Consider the following 16,361-nt stretch of genomic DNA (forward strand, 5'->3'; position numbering starts at 1 on the left):
GGGCACGGTCAGATCAGCCCGCGGTCCAAAGGCGTCCGTCGCGTGGGCGCTCCACTGAAGAGCGCGACGGCCCGTATGATCGCTCCGGTCTCCTCAGTCACCGAAGATGTCGTTGGTGATGCCGGCGTACCAGCCGATCGATTCCTCGTAGGTCGCCTTGCGCAGTGAGCCGTCTTCTCCGGTCTGACTGATGAAGCTCGTGGTCGAGGCGATCTTCTCGTCGGTCGGGGCGTATTGCGCGCCGACCTTCACGCCATCGTCGGCCTCGATCAGGCTCCAGCAGGTATTCGCGTACTTGGCCGGGAACACCTTGGAGTCGGTCAAGTCGCCGCGGATGGTCATGGCCGCGACCTTGGCCTGGCTGTTGGCCGAGAAGGCGGATTTCGGCATGTCGCCGGCGATGGTGGCATCACCGACGACGAAGATGTTCTCGTCCGCCTTCGAACGCATCGAATAGGGATCGATCGGGACGAAGCCGCTGTCGTCGGTGAGGCCGGCCTTTGCCACGATCGCCCCGGCCTTCTGCGCCGGGATCACGTTGACCAGAGCCCCCTTGAAGGTATCGAGATCCGTCGTGACGGTGCCCGCGGCCGGATCGACACCGGTGATGCCGCCATGCACGTCCGGCCCGTACCATTCGACCATGCCCGGATAGTGCTTCTCCCAGCCCTCCTGGAACAGGCCCTGCTTGGAGAACTTCGGCTTGGGATCGATGATGATCACCTTGGAATCCGTGAAGCCTTTCGACTTCAGTACATGGGCGAACATCGAGGCGCGCTCGTAGGGGCCGGGCGGACAGCGATAGGGATTGGGCGGGGCGACCATGATGATCTGCTGGCCGTTCTCGATCGCATCGAGCTTGGACTTGAGGAGCTGCGTCTGCGGGCCGGCCTTCCAGGAATGCGGCATGATCTCGGCCGCTTCCTCCGAATAGCCAGGCACCGAATCCCAGATCAGGTCGATGCCAGGCGCGATCACCAGCCGGTCGTAGGGAACGCGGCTGCCGTCGGCCATGACCACTTCCTTGGCTTCCCGGTCGACAGTGTCGGCCATGCCGTTGACCACCGAGATCCCGTAGTTCGAGGCGAGCTTGTCGTAGGTGTGGGTGATCGAGTCGAAATCGCGGAAGCCGCCGAGATAGAGGTTCGAGAAGAAGCACGTGGTGTATTGCGGATTGGCTTCGATCAGGGTGACGTCGACCGCCCCTTCGGAATCCTTGGCGATGTAGCGTGCCGTCGTCGCGCCACCGGCGCCGCCGCCGATGACGACCACCTTCGGTCGGTCCTGACTACGCAGATATGTCGGCAGCGCCAGGGTCACGCCCAATGCGCCGGTGAAGAGTCCAAAGCTTCGGCGTGTAAGTTTCGTCATGATATCCTCCCCAGGATGCGCCCGTAGCCCTATTGCGGCTCGAGCTTCTCGAAATATGCGGCAAGCGCCGCAACTTCCTCGTTGCCGAGATTCGTCGTGATCATCCGCATGACCTGATGGCTGCGGACATTGGTCTTGTATTCGAACAGGGCGCGAATGAAGGCGTCCTTCGGCCAGCCGACAATCGAGGGAATGCCCTCCGCGCGACCGGACGGCTGATGGCAGGTGACGCATTCGGACGCGAGATACTCGCCGTAGGCAGGATCGCCCTCGATCTCCAGGACCGCGGTAGCCATTTCAGGGCGCGGCGCCGGCGCCGTGGTCGGATCGGCGGCCGGCGCGGAGGCCGAGGCTTGCTTCAGGTAGGCGATCAGGTGGGTCCGCGCCTCCGGGTCCGGGATGCCACGGAACGACATGCGCGTGCCGGGCACCATCGTCTGCGGTTTTTCCAGATAGGCATCGAGCGTCCGCTCGTCCCAGACGAGGCCGTCCGTGCCCCTGTCCCGCATGGCGGACGAATAGCGGAAACCGTCGAGACTGCCGGCGGTGCGCCCGAACAGGGCGTCGAGATGCGGTCCGACACCATTCAGCGCACCGGCGCCGATCTGGTGGCATGCCTTGCAGGATCGGAAAAGTGCTTCCCCCTCGCTGGGGTCGCCTTCGGCAAAAGAAGGCCCGTTGGCCAACGCGACGGCGGCCGCCACAATCAACGGAGCAACAATGCGCCCCAAGCCTCCCAGGGTGGTCCCCATTTTCCAATCGCACGGAGCGAAAAGTAACGCGTTTTCTTCAACCTACATCACGACCGGACACTCGCATAGCCCACATTCTTCCGCAGCGTCAGAACGGCGGCGCCCGCCGGGTTCGCCGTGGCCGTTCTCGGCGACCAGCGGCCACCTTCAGCCCGCGATGCGAACGGACCGGTTGTTCTCCTCAAGGGTCACGACCGGGTTGTCCTTGAGCCAGGCCTCGACGACGTCCCAGATCGCCGGCCCCTCGGTGTCCTCGTTGACGGATGCCCAGCCCGACACGACGTAGTCCTCTCCCGGATCGATCGGCTCGCCGGTCTTCAGCGCCGTCATATCGGAGATCCGCGAGCCCATGCCCGCCGTCGGGGTGATCGTGTAGCTCATGCCACCGACGCGGACCATGTCGCCGCCCTGCTGATAATAGGGATCGGGATTGAACAGGTTGTCGGCGACGTCCTCGAGAATGTCCCTGAGCATCTGCCCGGACATGGTCGAGCGGTAGACAGCCGGATAGGTCATGGCGCAGGCGTTGTGCAGATCCTCGACCGTGATCGCATCACCCGGCAGCAGAGACGTGCCCCATCTGAACCCCGGAGACAACGCGATGTCGGCCTCGCGCTCCTCGAGCAGGGCCTGGCAGATCAGATCGTCCATGGTGCCGTTGAAGTTGCCGCGCCGGTAAAGCAGCGTTTCGGTTCGGGCAAGCTCGCGGGCGAGCTCCGCCTCGTATGGCGCACGTACCTTGTCGATCAGCGCGGCCATCTCGGCGTCCGGCGCGATGACGTCGGCGAAGACGGGAATAAGCCGATAGGCATAGCCCTTCACGGCACCGTCGCGAATGTCGAGATCGAGGCGGGAGACGAACTTGCCGTTCGAGCCGGAGGCGATCAGCAGGGTATCGTTGACGATCACCGGTTCGGGTAGGGCGTCGTGGGTGTGACCCGTCAGGATCACGTCGATGCCGTCGACGCGGGAGGCGAGCTTGCGGTCGACATCGAAGCCGTTGTGCGAGAGCAGCACGACGAGATCGGCGCCACCGGCGCGCGCTTCCTCGACATGGGCCGCGATATCCTCCTCGCGGATACCGAAAGACCAGCCGGGGATCATCCAGCGCGGATTGGCGATCGGCGTATAGGGAAACGCCTGGCCGATCACGGCGATGTTCACCCCGCCACGCTCGAACATCTTCATCGGCTCGAAGGCGGGCTCGTTCCATTCGGCATCGTAGATGTTGGAGCCGAGGAAGGAGAACGGCAGGCTGTCGACCAGTTCGGTAACCCGGTCGGCGCCATAGGTGAATTCCCAGTGGCCGGTCATGGCGTCCGGCCGAAGCGCGTTCATCACCTCGACCATATCGGCGCCAAGCGTCTCGTTCGCCGAGTAACTACCCTGCCACGTGTCGCCGCCATCCAGCAGCAGCATGCTGTCGCCGCGCTCGGCGCGAATGCGCTTCACCACCGTTGCGACGCGGTCCATGCCGCCCATGCGGCCGTAGGTCCGGGCCAGCGCGGTGAAGTCCTCGTATGTGAGTGCGTAGGCTTCCGGCGAGCCCGGCTCGATATTATACAGCTCGAGGAAATCGGCACCGGTCACGTGCGGCGGCAGGCCGGCGACCTCGCCAACACCGAGGTTGACCGACGGCTCGCGGAAATAGACGGGTTTCAGCTGCGCGTGGATGTCGGTGATGTGGACGAGGGTGACGTTGCCGAACGGCTCCATCGACAGGAGCGCGTCCTCGCTCAGTCGCTGCTGGGCAAAAGCGCGGGTCCAGCGCCCGTCGCTATTCGGCCCGAGGATCGCCCCCGTCGCAACCGCCGCCATCAGGAATTCGCGCCGTGAAATCATCGCCGTCTCGATGCTCCGTTGCTAAGGCCCAAGGCGAGGCCTCCCGCGAGAGCGAGCGCAACGCCCCCGCTCCGGTTTACCCCTTCGATCGGTTGAGCCGGCGCACCTCCGCCGGTAGAGCAGGCGCGGCGGAGCCGGACACCCCGCCGATCCACCTTGCTACTGGCGAACCGCCGGCGTCTCGACGGACAGGCCCGTTCCGCGCCAGGTCACATAGACCTCGAGCGCCATCAGCTCGTCCGAGAAGGCGTCGGGATAGTTCGCCCGCGTGTCGCGAATGCAGCCGCGGAAGCGATTGTGCAGCGACACCATGCTGGCCTGTTTCAACCGGTAGGTCGGGAAGCCGTTGACATTGCCCTGGCTGAGATGGTCGGCACGGATGTAGTTGCCGTTGTTCTCCTCGTGGCAGTTTGCACACGACAGATTCAACTGGCCGAAGCGCGTGTAGTAGTACTCCTTGCCCTTGTCCCACCAGGCTTTCATGTCGCCGTCATCGAGGTTGACCTTGACGGGCGCGCCCAGCGACTGGTGCTTGATGTAGGTGACAAGCGCCTTCTGATCCCCCGCGTCGAACTTGTAGGGCTCCGCCTGCATGTTGTTGACGCGGCACTCGTTGATCTGGAGCTCGAGGTTGTAGGGCTTGCCGGCCGCCGCGTTCCACTTGGGATATCCGGCGCCGACGTCCTTCATCGACTCGGCTGCGTCGTTGTGGCACGAGGCGCAGGACTTGCCCGCCGCGCCTTCGACCTGGTTCCAGACCCGCTCGCCCTGCTCGACATAGAGCATGCCGGGATTGGCGAAGGTATCCGTCTCCAGGGCACGTGTCTCCGGCGTCCGGAACAGCCAGCCGGAAAGCACCTCATCGAACGGATGGCCTTCCGGCGGCTCGACGCGCGTGACCATTTCCTTGCCGTCGATGACGAGGGCGTCGTCGACGGGGTCGGCCTGCGCCGGAGCGAAGGCCAGACCGGCAATCCCCCCCAGCGCGATTGCCAGGCCCAGTTTCCTGATATCCACGGGCTTCTCCTCCTCCACTATGTCGGCGGGTTCTTTGCCCGTCCGATCATCGTTTGATCTCGTCAGTTCACCTCGATTGCGGCTTCCGTTGTGTAGACACTGCCATCATCGTCAACCCAGGTGAAAACGAACGTCCCGCTTTCGTCGACCTTCGCGTTGAACTCGAAGTACGGGTTCGCCGCGATTGCCGGATCGAGATCACCGGAGAACACTTCCTTGCCGTTGAAGGTGCAGGTGAACTTGTTGATGATCTTGCGCGGGATCGGGTTGCCTTCCTTGTCCTTCCGCTGCCCGGACTCCATCGGGTGGCTGATCAGAGTCTTGATCGTCACCACCTCGCCCTTCGAGGCAGACTTCGGGACTTTCACGCGCGGTTTGGATTCTGCCATCAGTTCCTGTCCTCGTTGCTCCGATCAGCCGCCGCAGCCGCCGATCGTGACCTTGACTTCCTTCTTGTCCATGAAGACCGAGCCGTCATTCATCTTGGCGAGCGCGATCACGTTCTGGGTCTTCGCCAGCCGCATGCGGGTGGTCACATCGGCGGACCCGCTCATCGGCGTGAAGTGAAGGGTGGCGACGTTCGGGTTGGGATTGCCCTCCGCGAGGATCATCACCGCGGCGACGTAGTCGTCGTCAGTCATCGGGCTATCCACCGCGACGGAAACCGGAACCGTGTTGCCGTTCTCCGCGATCTCCGGCGCGTTCAGCGTGATGCGGCCGCTCTGGGGAGCGGCGCCGCCGGTGAACGCGTCGATTGCCTTCTGCGTGTCCTCGGTGCTGGCCCATGCGGTGCCGCGCCCGCCGGCGATGGCGAATACGGCGGCACCGGCGCTCAGCGCGAGCGCTTCACGTCGTGTCAGTTTCATGCCTATCTCCATTAGTGTTCGCGCTATTCCTGGAGCGTTCCCAGGAACGCCACCACGTCCTCTACGTCCTGCGCGGACAAAATCGTCTTGCCCTGGAACGCCTCGGTGACATCGATCCCCACATCGAGCGAGTAGAAGCCAGGCATGACCGTCTGATCGCCGAAGACTTCCTTCGAGTTGGTGACGATGGCGCGCAGCCCCTCGGGCGAATACCGCGCGGCGACGCCGTCCAGGGCCGGGCCCACATTGCCGTGGAAAAGCTGGTCCGACATCCGCGAGACCGCATGGCAGGCAAGGCAGTTGCCAAGCTTGCGGTCGGCAAACGCCTTGGCACCGGCCTCCGGATCGCCGGGCTGCCCCGTCAGGGACATCTCGACGGCCCCATCCTTGAAGGTCACTTCGCCGGGCGCCAAGGTTTCCGCGCTGGCGGCCCCCGCCGCGAGCACGATCGCCGTGAGGCCGGCGATGCCCATACGTATAGTCATTCTGGCGTCTCTCCTCCTCCTCTCGAACCGGTTGACCCGGTTTCTTTCACGCGTTTCCCGCGTGTTCTCATCGTTGTTTATGGATGCATTAATATGCTTTTTTGAATGTATTGCAATCATCAAATTCGCCGGAACCCGGGCACAAAGTCAATTTAGTCGGCGGCATTCTCTCCCGCCGCACGGCGTTCCTCAAGCTTTCTGGCGTGGTATTTCTGGAAGTGCTCGTCGGTCTCGTAGCCCTTCTCGCGGACCCAGTGGAACATGTGCAGGAAGGTCGACTTGCCGAAGGCCCCGGGCATGGTGACAACGGCGGCCTGCGCGACGCTGCCCCCTTCCGGCGCCTGCTCCGGCAGGAAGACGATCGTCGGCGTGAAGACGTAGCCCCACTTGCGCGCGGCGGTCTTCTCGGTCAGCACCTCGCCGTCGAGGTCGGTGACCTCCTCGTCGCCGAACATGTTGTACTGGACGACCTTGAAGTTCGCCTTGATGTAGTCGCGTACTTCCGGGTCGGCCAGGAGTTCCTCGTGCATCTTCCTGCAGTAGATGCAGCCGCGCTGCTCGAAGACGAGGACCAGGCGTTTGCCTTCCACATTGGCGGCCTCGATGTCCTCGGCGATGTCGCGGAACGTTATCGAGAACCAGTCCTGCTTGTGCAGCCCGTCGTCGCCGATGGTGACCGCGCCGGCCGGCGCGGCGAATGCCAGCATGGACAGGACGAGCAACAGACGTTTCAGCATCATTGTCCTCCCTATGGGGTCCGACGTCAGCCGACCTGGCTGAACACCGGGAACGTATCGAGCAGCCACAGCGCGATCGCCGACATCTGGCCGGTAATGAACAGGATACCAGTCAGAACCAAAAGCGCACCCATCACTTTTTCGACGGTCCCCATGTGGCGACGGAAGCGCGCCGCCAAGCCGAGAAAGCGGGTGGCGAAGGCGGCGGCGAGTATGAACGGCAGGCCGATTCCGAGCGCGTAGACGGCAAGCAGCATGGCGCCGCGCCAGGCGGTGTCGGTTGAGCCGGCGACGAACAGAATGGCGGCGAGCACCGGACCGACACAGGGCGTCCAGCCGAAGGCGAAGGCGAGCCCCATCAGATAGGCGCCGCCGAGACCGGCCGGCTTGCCCTGCACCTCGACGCGCGCCTGCTTGTAAAGCAGGCCGATGCGGAACAGGCCCAGGAAGTGCAGCCCCATCACTATGATGATGATGCCGGCGATGATCGAGAGCACGTCGAAGTAGCGGGCGATCGCCTGGCCGACGACGCTGGCCGTGGCGCCGAGACCGACGAAGACGGTGGTGAAGCCGAGCACGAAGGCGATGGAGGACACGATGATCCGGCGCGAGGTGCCGGTTTCCACCGTGTCGCCCTTCAGCTGGTCGAAGCTGACGCCGGCGAGGTAGCAAAGATAAGGGGGGACGATCGGCAGCACGCAAGGCGAAACAAAGGACAGCACTCCCGCGAGGAATGCAGCGCCGACGGAGACTTCCAGCATGCCGTTTCACCGCTTCTCGCCGCATCCCCTACCTGTGCGGCAACTAGCGAACATATTTACTATTTGCTATGTATTGCAATCGCTGAATTGGATGGAGTGGTTCGTGAAGGCCTTTTTTGCTTTCGTGATGATGGTTTTTCTTGTCGCGGGGCAGGCGCGCGCGGCCGAGCTGATCATGCTGCAGCAGCCCGGTTGCGAATGGTGCGTGCGCTGGCACGCGGAAATCGGCGTCGCCTATCCCAAGACGGAGGAAGGCCGGCTCGCGCCGATCCGGTTCGTCGACATCACCGAACCATGGCCCGATGACCTGGACAACATCGCCCGCGAACGACTGACGCCCACATTCATTCTGGTGGAGGACGGCGTAGAGATCGCTCGGCTGCGCGGCTATCCCGGCGCGGACTTCTTCTGGCCACTTCTGGGCGAGATGCTGGAAAAGCTGGCGCCGTCGGCGCGGATGTGACGACCCGGCAGTTGGCACCCGCGCCGTGGCGGACTATTTTGCGGCGCAATAATCGCATAAAATACACATTCGCTTTCGAGACCAAGACAATGACTCAACAGATGCCGGCACCCAGGACACTCGACACGGCACTGCCCGACCTGACAGGTCCGGCGAGCGAAGCGGACTTCGAGGCGCTCGTCGAACAGGCGCGCAAGGCCAGCGACCTGCTCAAGGCGCTGTCGCACGAAACGCGACTGCTGATGCTGTGCCTGCTGTCGAACGGCGAAAAGTCGGTCTCGGAACTGGAGGAAATGCTGACCCTGCCGCAGGCCTCGGTTTCGCAGCAGCTCGCCCGGCTCAGGTTCGACCGGCTGGTGACCACCCGGCGCGAGGGCCGCATGGTCTACTACCGCATCGCCGACGACGAGGTCTCCTCGATCATCGGCGCGCTCTACAATCTGTTCTGCAAGCCGGTGCTCGAGAAAGACGCCTGATCCCCGGCGCCTGATCCCCGGCTCCCGATCCAGCTCCCCGACCTGCTTCTCCCGCAATTGCCTTGCCGCGCGTCCACGCGTAGCATTGCGAAAAACAATAACCGTCGCGGCAAAGCGGCGGAGGGGAGACGCGCATGGAAGGCTTCGACGCACGGTTCGTGCTGCCGATTCTCGGCGTGATCGCCGGGATCGTGCTCGGCTATGTCGCGCGGGTAAACCGGTTCTGCACGCTCTCCGCGCTCGAGCGCTACTGGTACGCCGGGGACGGAACCGGCGTTCGGACCTGGGCGCTCGCCGCGGCATCCGCCCTCGTCGCCACCCAGGCGATGGTCCTCGCAGGGATCATCGACCTTTCTCCGAGTTTCTACCTGGCTGCGGAGTTCGGACTGACCGGCGCCATCATCGGCGGCGTGATGTTCGGCTTCGGCATGGCCCTCGTGGGGACCTGCGGCTTCGGCGCGGTGATCCGCCTCGGCGGCGGCAGCCTGCGGTCGCTGGTCGTGCTCATCGTGCTCGGCCTCGCCGCGCTCGCCACACAGCGCGGGCTCGTCGGTCTGGCGCGGATCCAGGTCGTCGACAACCTGGCGCTCGACCTGTCGTTCGCGGGCGACCAGTCGCTCGGCAGCATCGCCTCCGCGCTGGTCGGCGCGGACGTGCGGGCCGTCGTCGCGGTCCTCATGGCCGCGAGCCTCCTGTACTGGATCTTCCGTGACGGCGCCTTTCGGCGCAAATACCGGCAGATCACCACTGGCGTCACGATCGGCCTCGTCATCGCCTTCGGCTGGCTCTCCACGGTGCTGATCGCCGAGCGCGCCTTCGTGCCGGTGCAGATCGAAGCCGGCTCGTTCGTCGTGCCCGTCGGCGACCTGCTTCTGCAGGTCATCACCTTCACCGGCAGCCTGCCGGATTACGGCGTCGGCCTGATCGTCGGCACGCTGATCGGCGCGACGCTGGGCGCCTGGCACAAGAAGGACACCCGCTGGGAGGCCTGCGACGACGCCCGCGAACTCGGCCGCCATCTGGCCGGCGGCGTGATGATGGGCATCGGCGGCGTCTTCGCCATGGGCTGCACGGTCGGACAGGGCATCACCGCGGTGTCGACGCTGGCGATCTCGGCGCCTGTCGTCATCGCCTCGATCGGGCTCGGGGCGCGGATGGGACTTGCCTGGCTCCTGGAAGGATCGGCGCTGGCACCGTTCCGCTGGGCGCATGGTAGCGCCCCGGCCGAATAGCCGCCAGACCGGCGCTCAGCTTACGACGAACCGATAGGCGCTTCCGGATCGCTCCGCCGTTCCGATACCCGGATGCGGTAGGTGGAAGCCGACGATCCGCAACTTGTCGGCCGCGATCCTGTCGAGCAGCGCCGTCCGCGTCTTCGCGCCTTGGTCCTGGTCCTGGTCCGGACCCACGCGCCAGTCGGGGCGTTCGAACGAGATCACCGCGTTCAGGATCGCATCGCCGGTGACGAGGACGCTGTCGCCGCCGCCATGCAGCACGTAGGACATGTGCCCCGGCGTGTGGCCGGCGGTATCCACCGCCTCCACGCCCGGCAGCACTTCCTCGCCCGGCCTGATCAGAGTCACCTGCTCCTCGAGCGCGTCGAAGCGGTTGCGCGCGCCGACAATGAAACTCGCGCGCTCTTCCGGCAGGTCCGCAAAGGCATCGTCCGAGCGCCAGAAATCCCATTCGGCCTGGGGCACGAAGTAGCGCGCCCGCGAGAAGACCAGCTCGTCGAAGTCATCGAGCACGCCCCAGATGTGATCGGGGTGCGCGTGGGTGAAGACGACGTCGGTCACGTCGCCCGGATCGATACCGGCGGCCGCCAGGTTGTCGGCAAGCGCGCCGACGGTGTCCTGGAACAGCGGCCCGGAACCGGCGTCGAACATCACGAGGCGGTCGGGCGCGCGCAGGAGCGTGACGTTGCAGTCGGGATGCAACGTGTCCGCGGGCAGGCCCAACGCGGCGATTTCCTCCGGGCTCCGGTCCGGCAAAACGAAGCTCATCGGCTGCGTCAGGCTGCCGTCGGAAACGACCAGAACCTCCGCGTCGCCGAGCGGCACGCTGTTGGCCGTCGCGGCCCGTGCCGGACCGGCCGGCATCCCCAGCATCGTCGCGGCCGCCGCGGTTCCGGCCAGAAAGTCGCGGCGCGTCAGTGCCCTGTTCATCGGTTGAGACCTCCCGCTATTCGATATATGCATTTTTTTGAATTTATGCGCCTGCCGTTGCGCCACGTCAATGTAGGCGGCCTTGCGACAAGGTCCATTGTCCGGCGAAGTCGGCGGCACCCGGGGATGCGGGATGGCGCAACAGGGTCGCTGGAGGCCCGCCCGGTCATGACTCTCGAATTTCTGCTCGACCGTTTCTCCGAACCGTGGGTTCTCGCCGGCGGCGGCCTGACGGTCGGGCTCATGTTCGGGGCTTTCGCCCAGCAGAGCCGGTTCTGCCTCCGGGCGGCGGTGATCGAGTTCGCGCATGGCACCATCGGCCACAAGCTCGCCGTCTGGCTGCTCACGTTCTCGGCCGCGGTGCTCGGCACCCAGCTGCTGATCGCCTCCGATCTGGCCAACCTCTCCGAAGCCCGTCAGCTCGCATCGCCGCAGAGCCTGTCCGGCGCCGCGCTCGGCGGACTGATGTTCGGCACCGGCATGGTGCTGTCGCGCGGCTGCGCCAGCCGGCTGCTGGTGCTCTCGGCGACCGGCAACCTACGGGCGCTTCTCTCCGGGCTGGTCTTCGCCGTCGTCGCCCAGGCGAGCCTGCGCGGCTTCCTGAGGCCGCTGCGCGAGACGCTCGCCGGCCTGTTCACCACCGCAGATATCGGCGGCAATGACCTGCTCGCCTTCGTCGGCGCCTCGGCGCCGCTGGCCATTGCCTTCACGTGCCTCTGGCTCGCAGCCGGCCTCTTCGTCGCCATCCGGTCGCGCACGCATGTATGGCGCGCCGTCGCGGCGGTCGGCACCGGGCTGGCGATCCCGCTCGCCTGGTGGTTCACCTACGCGATGTCGCAGCGGGCCTTCGATCCCGTCCAGGTGGAAGGCGTGACGTTCACGGGGCCGTCCGCCGATACGCTGATGCTGTTCCTGTCGCCGCCGGGCAGCATTCTGGATTTCGACGTCGGGCTCGTCCCCGGCGTGTTTCTCGGCTCGTTCCTCGCCGCCCTGTTGACGCGGGAACTCGCCGTACAGGGCTTCCACGATGCCGCATCGATGCGCCGCTACCTGTTCGGGGCGGCGCTGATGGGCTTCGGCGGCATGCTGGCCGGCGGATGCGCGGTCGGCGCCGGCGTCACCGGAGCAGCCATATTCGCCCTCACCGCCTGGGTGACACTCAGCGCCATATGGCTATCGGCGGCGATCACCGACCGGGTGTTGATGGAACGCGAAAAGGCGGTTCTGGAAACCGAGCTGGGCGCCGCGGGCACACCGGCCAATGCGCGGGCCGGGGCGGCAGCGGGCCCTGTCAGTCGGTAAACGCCACGCCGAGCGAATCGGCCTTGCGCCATTTCACCTCGCATTGCCGCGTGAACGTTCCGTCGTTGGACGCCAGCGTGAAGGTGTCGGGAACCTCCGCCGTGTGCGGCATTTCGAGCTTCGCTCCCTCTCCCGTCATGTTGCGGGCGATGCACTCGATCGTCGATTGCTTGGCGTTGAAGATGATCTTGGCGCCCTTCAACGTGCGACGTCGAACCGTTTCGTTCCGTCTTTCCATCCGTATTCCGCTCGGCTGATGTCAGTGAGGCGTGCCCGCGCGGTCCCGCGCCGACGACGGCGCAACCCACCCGTGCACCGGCACGGGCGATTCGCCCTGGAATTATAATTCAAGACCGACGAGATCGCCGTGCAATTTCGATCAGGTCTGCCCCTCGCGGCGCGAGCGCGCGGGGCCGCGACCACGATCCATCTGCATCGCCGGTTGCGCTTGCGACAATTTGGTGGGAAACCGCTAGCCCGCAACGGCCAATCGAGCTCCAGGAAAGGCGCACCACATGTCGAAGGAAGAGGCTCCCAAGCCACGCAAGGGCTACGTCCGTTCGGAGGTGCTCCTGCCCGCCCTGCGCTACAATCTGCAGCCCCATCCGGACGAGCCCTCGGTTTGCGTCGTCGCCCTGATGACGCCGGACGGTCCGGTCACGCTGACGCTTCACAAGGACGCGCTCGCGCAGCTCGGCACGGCGATGATGGTCGAGGCGAACAGGATGCCCGATACCAGCCGCTAGCAGCCCGGCACGATCCGGCCGACGCCGTTACTGGCCGTAACCATATCCGAGCGCGAGACCTTGTTGCCGCCCTCGTGGATTGGTTAAGCTAGAGGCTCCGCGGGCAACTGATCCGGCGGTCGAAGCCGATACTCCGAGACATTTGCCAGAGGGAAGGTGGCGCGCGTGGGCGCGGTATTGTGGCTGTTCATCCTGCTGGTTGTCGTTCCGACGGTGCTCTACAGCGTCGGCGCCGCGGGCTATGTGCTGGCCTACCTCTTCGCGCTCAACCTTCTGGCCGGCTACAGGTTCTGGACCCGCAGGCAGATCGGCGAACTCGGCGAGAAGTCGATGGCGCTGATCTACCTGGCGTCCGGCATCTTCTTCTTCGCGTTCCTGATCGATCCGGTGCAGATCGACACCGCGCCGGTCGCTCGCCTGGACAGCCTGACCGGGTGGCGGGAGGTGCTCGCGGCGAAGCCTGTCGCGCAGCCGGCACTGATCGGCACGCCGGTCGAGCAGATGTCCATCGGCCGGCGCAGCGGCACCACCGAGCGTCCGTGGCTCGACGGTCTCATCGAGGATGTCGTGCGCCGCCCCGAGGAGCCGCGCACCACGACCCGGCACTGAGCCTGCGATCAGCGAGATCGGGTGTCTGGGGCGTTACCAGCCGCCACCGCCGCCGCCGCCACCGCCGCCGCCGGAGGATCCGCCTCCCGACGATCCGGAGCCGCCGCTCGAGCGCGTGACGGTTGCCGCCGAATAGGCCGCGCCGAGGCTGGACCCGACGGCGCGCAGTTGGCGGGCATCGCTGAATCCGCCGCCGCGGCTGGAACCCGAGTACCAGGACGGCTTCAGATACGGATTGCCGTCGTCCTTGGTGCGGGCGGCTTCAATCTCGGCCTTGAACTGCTCGGTCCAGGCGGTCTCCACGTCGAGCGCGATGGCGTAGGGCAGCAACTCGTGGAAATGCTCCGGCGTCTTGTCGGGCGGATTGGCGAACTTGAGCCGATCCTCCTCGGCAACGGTCAGATAGAGGCGCGTGCCCTCGATCTCGTCGAGCGCTGCCCGGCCGATCGCCGTCGGCGCCTTGAGCAGATGGAAGAACACGACGTTCAGAAGGCCGACACCAATCAGCGTCAGGAACGGAATCACACCGATCTCCGTGCCGATCCCCAGGAAGACGCCGCTAATGCCGATGGCCATGACGGTGACGATGAAGGCCTGCAAGACCGCCGACACGATCTGGCCCGGTTCGCCCGATTGACCGAACTGGCGCATGGACTTCCAGGCGCGGAACGCCGCCGAACCGATGACCACCGTGAATATGGCGGGGAAGATCGCCAGGAACAGCGCCTCGACATGCCGCGCCGAGAAGATCGCCGAGGTCGCCCAGCCGAGGATCGTGATCACGACGCCGAGCGCGAACCAGAGGCGATTGCGATGGAAGTAGATGCTGTTGAAGGTCTTGTCGAAATGCCCCTTCAACGCGCTTGCCGCGGCGTTCAGCTGGCTGCGGCTGCTGCGCTGGATGGTGATCTGGTCGCCGTAGGCGAACAGGCCGTCGTACAAGACGGCCTCGCCGGGGGACATCGGCGTCCCGTCGGCCGGATCCAGCGCTTTCAGCGTCTGCTTCTTCTTGTCCTTCGCGATCGTCAGATGACCCTTGACCGCCAGGTTGATGACGGCGGCGGCGAAGCACGTATCGTCGAAGCCCATGCGCTCGATATACCGCATCGCGGCTGGCGGGATCTCGGGGTGGTAGACCGGAATGACCGTGCCCCCGCGCGGATCGCGGCCGACCTTGGCCCAGACGATCAGGTAGTAGAGCAGCACCAGGCCGAGCGAGACGGCGGCGGCGATATAGGCGCCCCAGCGCTCCAGCCACTGGGTGAGCCGCTGCGAGCCGGTGATCGGATCGAGATAGCCGGGCGGCCAGCCGACGGCGACGGTCATGCCTTCGCCGGGCGCGAGCGAGCGCGTCGTGCGGAACCTCGGCTCGCCGCCGGCGGTCTCGCCGATCACGGCATCGTCGCCCGACTGGCCGTAGAAGCCGGTATAGACAGCGGTCTGGGTTACCGGGGCGCCAGGCGGCGGGATCACCACGGCGCTGGCGTTCTCGATGGGGAACGACCATTCGTTGCCGGTGACGTTCCAGTAGATCTCGTCGAAGTCGTCGAAGCGGCGCACCTGATCGCTCATCCGGTAGACGAGACGATAGCGATAGACGCCCTGGTCAAGGAACACGTCCGGCGAACCGAAATAGATGCGGAGATTGGCGCCGTCGTTCTCGATGCGATGGGGCTCGGGCTGACCGTTCTTCAGCGCCTGGACCAGATCGAAACGCGCCCGGCCGAGCAGGCCGAGAGCAGCCCCGCCGAGCGGAATGTCGCGATAGATGCCGCGGCGGATGTCGTAGCCGAGCGCGACGACCTCGATGTCCTCGGTCACCAGGATGCTGCCGTCGCGCTCCACGGCGATGCGCACCGCGAAATCGCGGATCGCCTCGCGGCTGTAGCCGTCGACCTGGGCGAGCGCGGAGCCGGTCAGGCCCGCGACTGTGAACGCGATCAGCCCGACGGCGAGCGCGAAACGACGCAGGTAGGCGGCAGGCATCAACGGAAGGAGACTTCTACGGGCTTGGCGGCGGCGCTTGCTTCCGCCTCGTCGAGTTCGAAGAACTCCCCCTTGCCGAAACTGAACTGCTGGGCGACCAGGTTGGAGGGGAACTGGTCGATCTTGACGTTCAGATCGCGGATCGAGCCGTTGTAGAAGCGGCGGGACATGTTGATCCGGTTCTCGGTGTCGGTGATGTCGGCCTGAAGCTGCAGGAAATTCTGGTTCGCCTTCAGATCGGGATAGTTTTCCGCCAGCGCGAACAGGTTCTTCAGCGCCTGCTGCAGCATCCCCTCGGTCTCGGCCTGATGCATCGGGCCGCCGGTATCGGCCATCGCCCGGCTGCGCGCCTCGACGACGGCTTCCAGGGTGCCGGCCTCATGCTTCATGTAGCCCTTCACCGTCTCGACCAGATTGGGGATCAGGTCGTAGCGGCGTTTCATCTGGACCTGGATGTCGCTCCAGGCCTCCTCTGCCCGTGTCTTCAGCGAGACCAGAGCGTTGTAGGTGACGATGACATACAGCACCGCCAGCACAACGATACCGAGGAGAATGAAAACAACGGTCATGGCCGCCCCCTGTTCCGATTCGCGCAGACATTACCGCGCGACTCACTGGAATGCGACTAACACGATCGCTCAAAACAGCTGACGTATCGAGGTAGTTTACTGGGTGACCGGGTGCCTGAAAGAGAAACCGCCCCGCGACTGCCGCCGCGAGGCGGTTGGCCGGTGCCCGGTTGGGGGCACGAGCACCGGCTGTCCAGATCGTATCGCGCGCAGT

Annotated in this window: 19 protein-coding genes; 6 read left to right on the forward strand and 13 right to left on the reverse strand. The window is 65.3% G+C overall.

Annotated elements, in window-relative coordinates; genetic code table 11:
• Positions 1 to 93 precede the first annotated feature (93 nt).
• The 9 genes from ACSF9G_RS17470 to ACSF9G_RS17510 form a co-directional block, all read right to left on the reverse strand.
• The gene (locus ACSF9G_RS17470; RefSeq protein ID WP_436643399.1) at positions 94 to 1,371 is read right to left on the reverse strand and encodes an FCSD flavin-binding domain-containing protein; all 1,278 of its coding nucleotides are present in this window, start codon (positions 1,369 to 1,371) and stop codon (positions 94 to 96) included.
• A gap of 29 nt (positions 1,372 to 1,400) precedes the next feature.
• The gene (locus ACSF9G_RS17475) at positions 1,401 to 2,123 is read right to left on the reverse strand and encodes a c-type cytochrome (protein WP_436643400.1); all 723 of its coding nucleotides are present in this window, start codon (positions 2,121 to 2,123) and stop codon (positions 1,401 to 1,403) included.
• A gap of 147 nt (positions 2,124 to 2,270) precedes the next feature.
• A complete protein-coding gene (gene soxB, locus ACSF9G_RS17480; protein WP_436643401.1) occupies positions 2,271 to 3,965 on the reverse strand; it encodes a thiosulfohydrolase SoxB in 1,695 nt (564 codons plus the stop codon).
• 159 nt (positions 3,966 to 4,124) lie between these two features.
• The gene (gene soxA / locus ACSF9G_RS17485; RefSeq protein ID WP_436644027.1) at positions 4,125 to 4,976 is read right to left on the reverse strand and encodes a sulfur oxidation c-type cytochrome SoxA; all 852 of its coding nucleotides are present in this window, start codon (positions 4,974 to 4,976) and stop codon (positions 4,125 to 4,127) included.
• A gap of 68 nt (positions 4,977 to 5,044) precedes the next feature.
• Positions 5,045 to 5,371 (reverse strand): thiosulfate oxidation carrier complex protein SoxZ, encoded by a 327-nt coding sequence (gene soxZ, locus ACSF9G_RS17490; RefSeq protein ID WP_436643402.1) that lies wholly within the window; start codon positions 5,369 to 5,371, stop codon positions 5,045 to 5,047.
• Positions 5,372 to 5,395: 24 nt separating this feature from the next.
• Complete coding sequence (soxY, locus tag ACSF9G_RS17495) at positions 5,396 to 5,848, reverse strand: thiosulfate oxidation carrier protein SoxY (protein ID WP_436643403.1); 453 nt, start codon at positions 5,846 to 5,848, stop codon at positions 5,396 to 5,398.
• A gap of 23 nt (positions 5,849 to 5,871) precedes the next feature.
• Positions 5,872 to 6,333: a sulfur oxidation c-type cytochrome SoxX gene (gene soxX, locus ACSF9G_RS17500; RefSeq protein ID WP_436643404.1), complete on the reverse strand. Its 462-nt coding sequence runs from the start codon at positions 6,331 to 6,333 to the stop codon at positions 5,872 to 5,874.
• Positions 6,334 to 6,485: 152 nt separating this feature from the next.
• Positions 6,486 to 7,070 (reverse strand): thioredoxin family protein, encoded by a 585-nt coding sequence (locus tag ACSF9G_RS17505; RefSeq protein WP_436643405.1) that lies wholly within the window; start codon positions 7,068 to 7,070, stop codon positions 6,486 to 6,488.
• A gap of 26 nt (positions 7,071 to 7,096) precedes the next feature.
• Positions 7,097 to 7,831, reverse strand: coding sequence for a cytochrome c biogenesis CcdA family protein (locus ACSF9G_RS17510; RefSeq protein ID WP_436643406.1), 735 nt, complete (start codon positions 7,829 to 7,831; stop codon positions 7,097 to 7,099).
• Between ACSF9G_RS17510 and ACSF9G_RS17515 the strand changes: the two genes are divergently transcribed.
• The 3 genes from ACSF9G_RS17515 to ACSF9G_RS17525 all read left to right on the forward strand — a co-directional run bounded on the left by ACSF9G_RS17515 (position 7,830) and on the right by ACSF9G_RS17525 (position 10,002).
• Positions 7,830 to 8,294 carry a transcriptional regulator gene (locus tag ACSF9G_RS17515; RefSeq protein ID WP_436643407.1) on the forward strand — a complete coding sequence of 155 codons (465 nt, stop codon included), beginning with the start codon at positions 7,830 to 7,832 and terminating at the stop codon, positions 8,292 to 8,294. The genes ACSF9G_RS17510 and ACSF9G_RS17515 overlap by 2 nt on opposite strands.
• A gap of 89 nt (positions 8,295 to 8,383) precedes the next feature.
• Positions 8,384 to 8,770: an ArsR/SmtB family transcription factor gene (locus ACSF9G_RS17520; RefSeq protein WP_436643408.1), complete on the forward strand. Its 387-nt coding sequence runs from the start codon at positions 8,384 to 8,386 to the stop codon at positions 8,768 to 8,770.
• A 134-nt stretch (positions 8,771 to 8,904) separates the two neighbouring features.
• Positions 8,905 to 10,002 (forward strand): YeeE/YedE family protein, encoded by a 1,098-nt coding sequence (locus tag ACSF9G_RS17525; protein WP_436643409.1) that lies wholly within the window; start codon positions 8,905 to 8,907, stop codon positions 10,000 to 10,002.
• Between the two features lie 15 nt (positions 10,003 to 10,017).
• On the opposite strand, the gene ACSF9G_RS17530 is transcribed toward ACSF9G_RS17525, so the two are convergent.
• Positions 10,018 to 10,935, reverse strand: coding sequence for an MBL fold metallo-hydrolase (locus tag ACSF9G_RS17530; RefSeq protein ID WP_436643410.1), 918 nt, complete (start codon positions 10,933 to 10,935; stop codon positions 10,018 to 10,020).
• Positions 10,936 to 11,103: 168 nt separating this feature from the next.
• Here ACSF9G_RS17530 and ACSF9G_RS17535 point away from each other — a divergent pair, with 168 nt between their 5' ends.
• Positions 11,104 to 12,237, forward strand: coding sequence for a YeeE/YedE family protein (locus ACSF9G_RS17535; protein WP_436643411.1), 1,134 nt, complete (start codon positions 11,104 to 11,106; stop codon positions 12,235 to 12,237).
• On the opposite strand, the gene ACSF9G_RS17540 is transcribed toward ACSF9G_RS17535, so the two are convergent.
• Entirely contained in the window at positions 12,227 to 12,475 is a 249-nt protein-coding gene (locus tag ACSF9G_RS17540; RefSeq protein ID WP_436643412.1) for a PilZ domain-containing protein, read from the reverse strand. The two genes, ACSF9G_RS17535 and ACSF9G_RS17540, sit on opposite strands and share 11 nt — an antisense overlap.
• A gap of 277 nt (positions 12,476 to 12,752) precedes the next feature.
• Between ACSF9G_RS17540 and ACSF9G_RS17545 the strand changes: the two genes are divergently transcribed.
• Both ACSF9G_RS17545 and ACSF9G_RS17550 read left to right on the forward strand, forming a co-directional pair.
• Positions 12,753 to 12,983, forward strand: a complete 231-nt coding sequence (locus ACSF9G_RS17545; RefSeq protein ID WP_436643413.1) for a hypothetical protein — start codon at positions 12,753 to 12,755, stop codon at positions 12,981 to 12,983.
• A gap of 165 nt (positions 12,984 to 13,148) precedes the next feature.
• Positions 13,149 to 13,592: a hypothetical protein gene (locus tag ACSF9G_RS17550; RefSeq protein ID WP_436643415.1), complete on the forward strand. Its 444-nt coding sequence runs from the start codon at positions 13,149 to 13,151 to the stop codon at positions 13,590 to 13,592.
• Between the two features lie 33 nt (positions 13,593 to 13,625).
• Here ACSF9G_RS17550 and ACSF9G_RS17555 read toward each other — a convergent pair whose 3' ends face one another.
• Positions 13,626 to 15,578 (reverse strand): DUF2207 domain-containing protein, encoded by a 1,953-nt coding sequence (locus ACSF9G_RS17555; protein WP_436643416.1) that lies wholly within the window; start codon positions 15,576 to 15,578, stop codon positions 13,626 to 13,628.
• Entirely contained in the window at positions 15,578 to 16,147 is a 570-nt protein-coding gene (locus ACSF9G_RS17560; RefSeq protein WP_436643417.1) for a LemA family protein, read from the reverse strand. The genes ACSF9G_RS17555 and ACSF9G_RS17560 overlap by 1 nt, the downstream gene beginning before the upstream one ends.
• Between the last annotated feature and the right edge of the window lie 214 nt (positions 16,148 to 16,361).

The organism is Microbaculum mangrovi, assembly GCF_051390635.1.
Lineage (GTDB): Bacteria > Pseudomonadota > Alphaproteobacteria > Rhizobiales > Tepidamorphaceae > Microbaculum.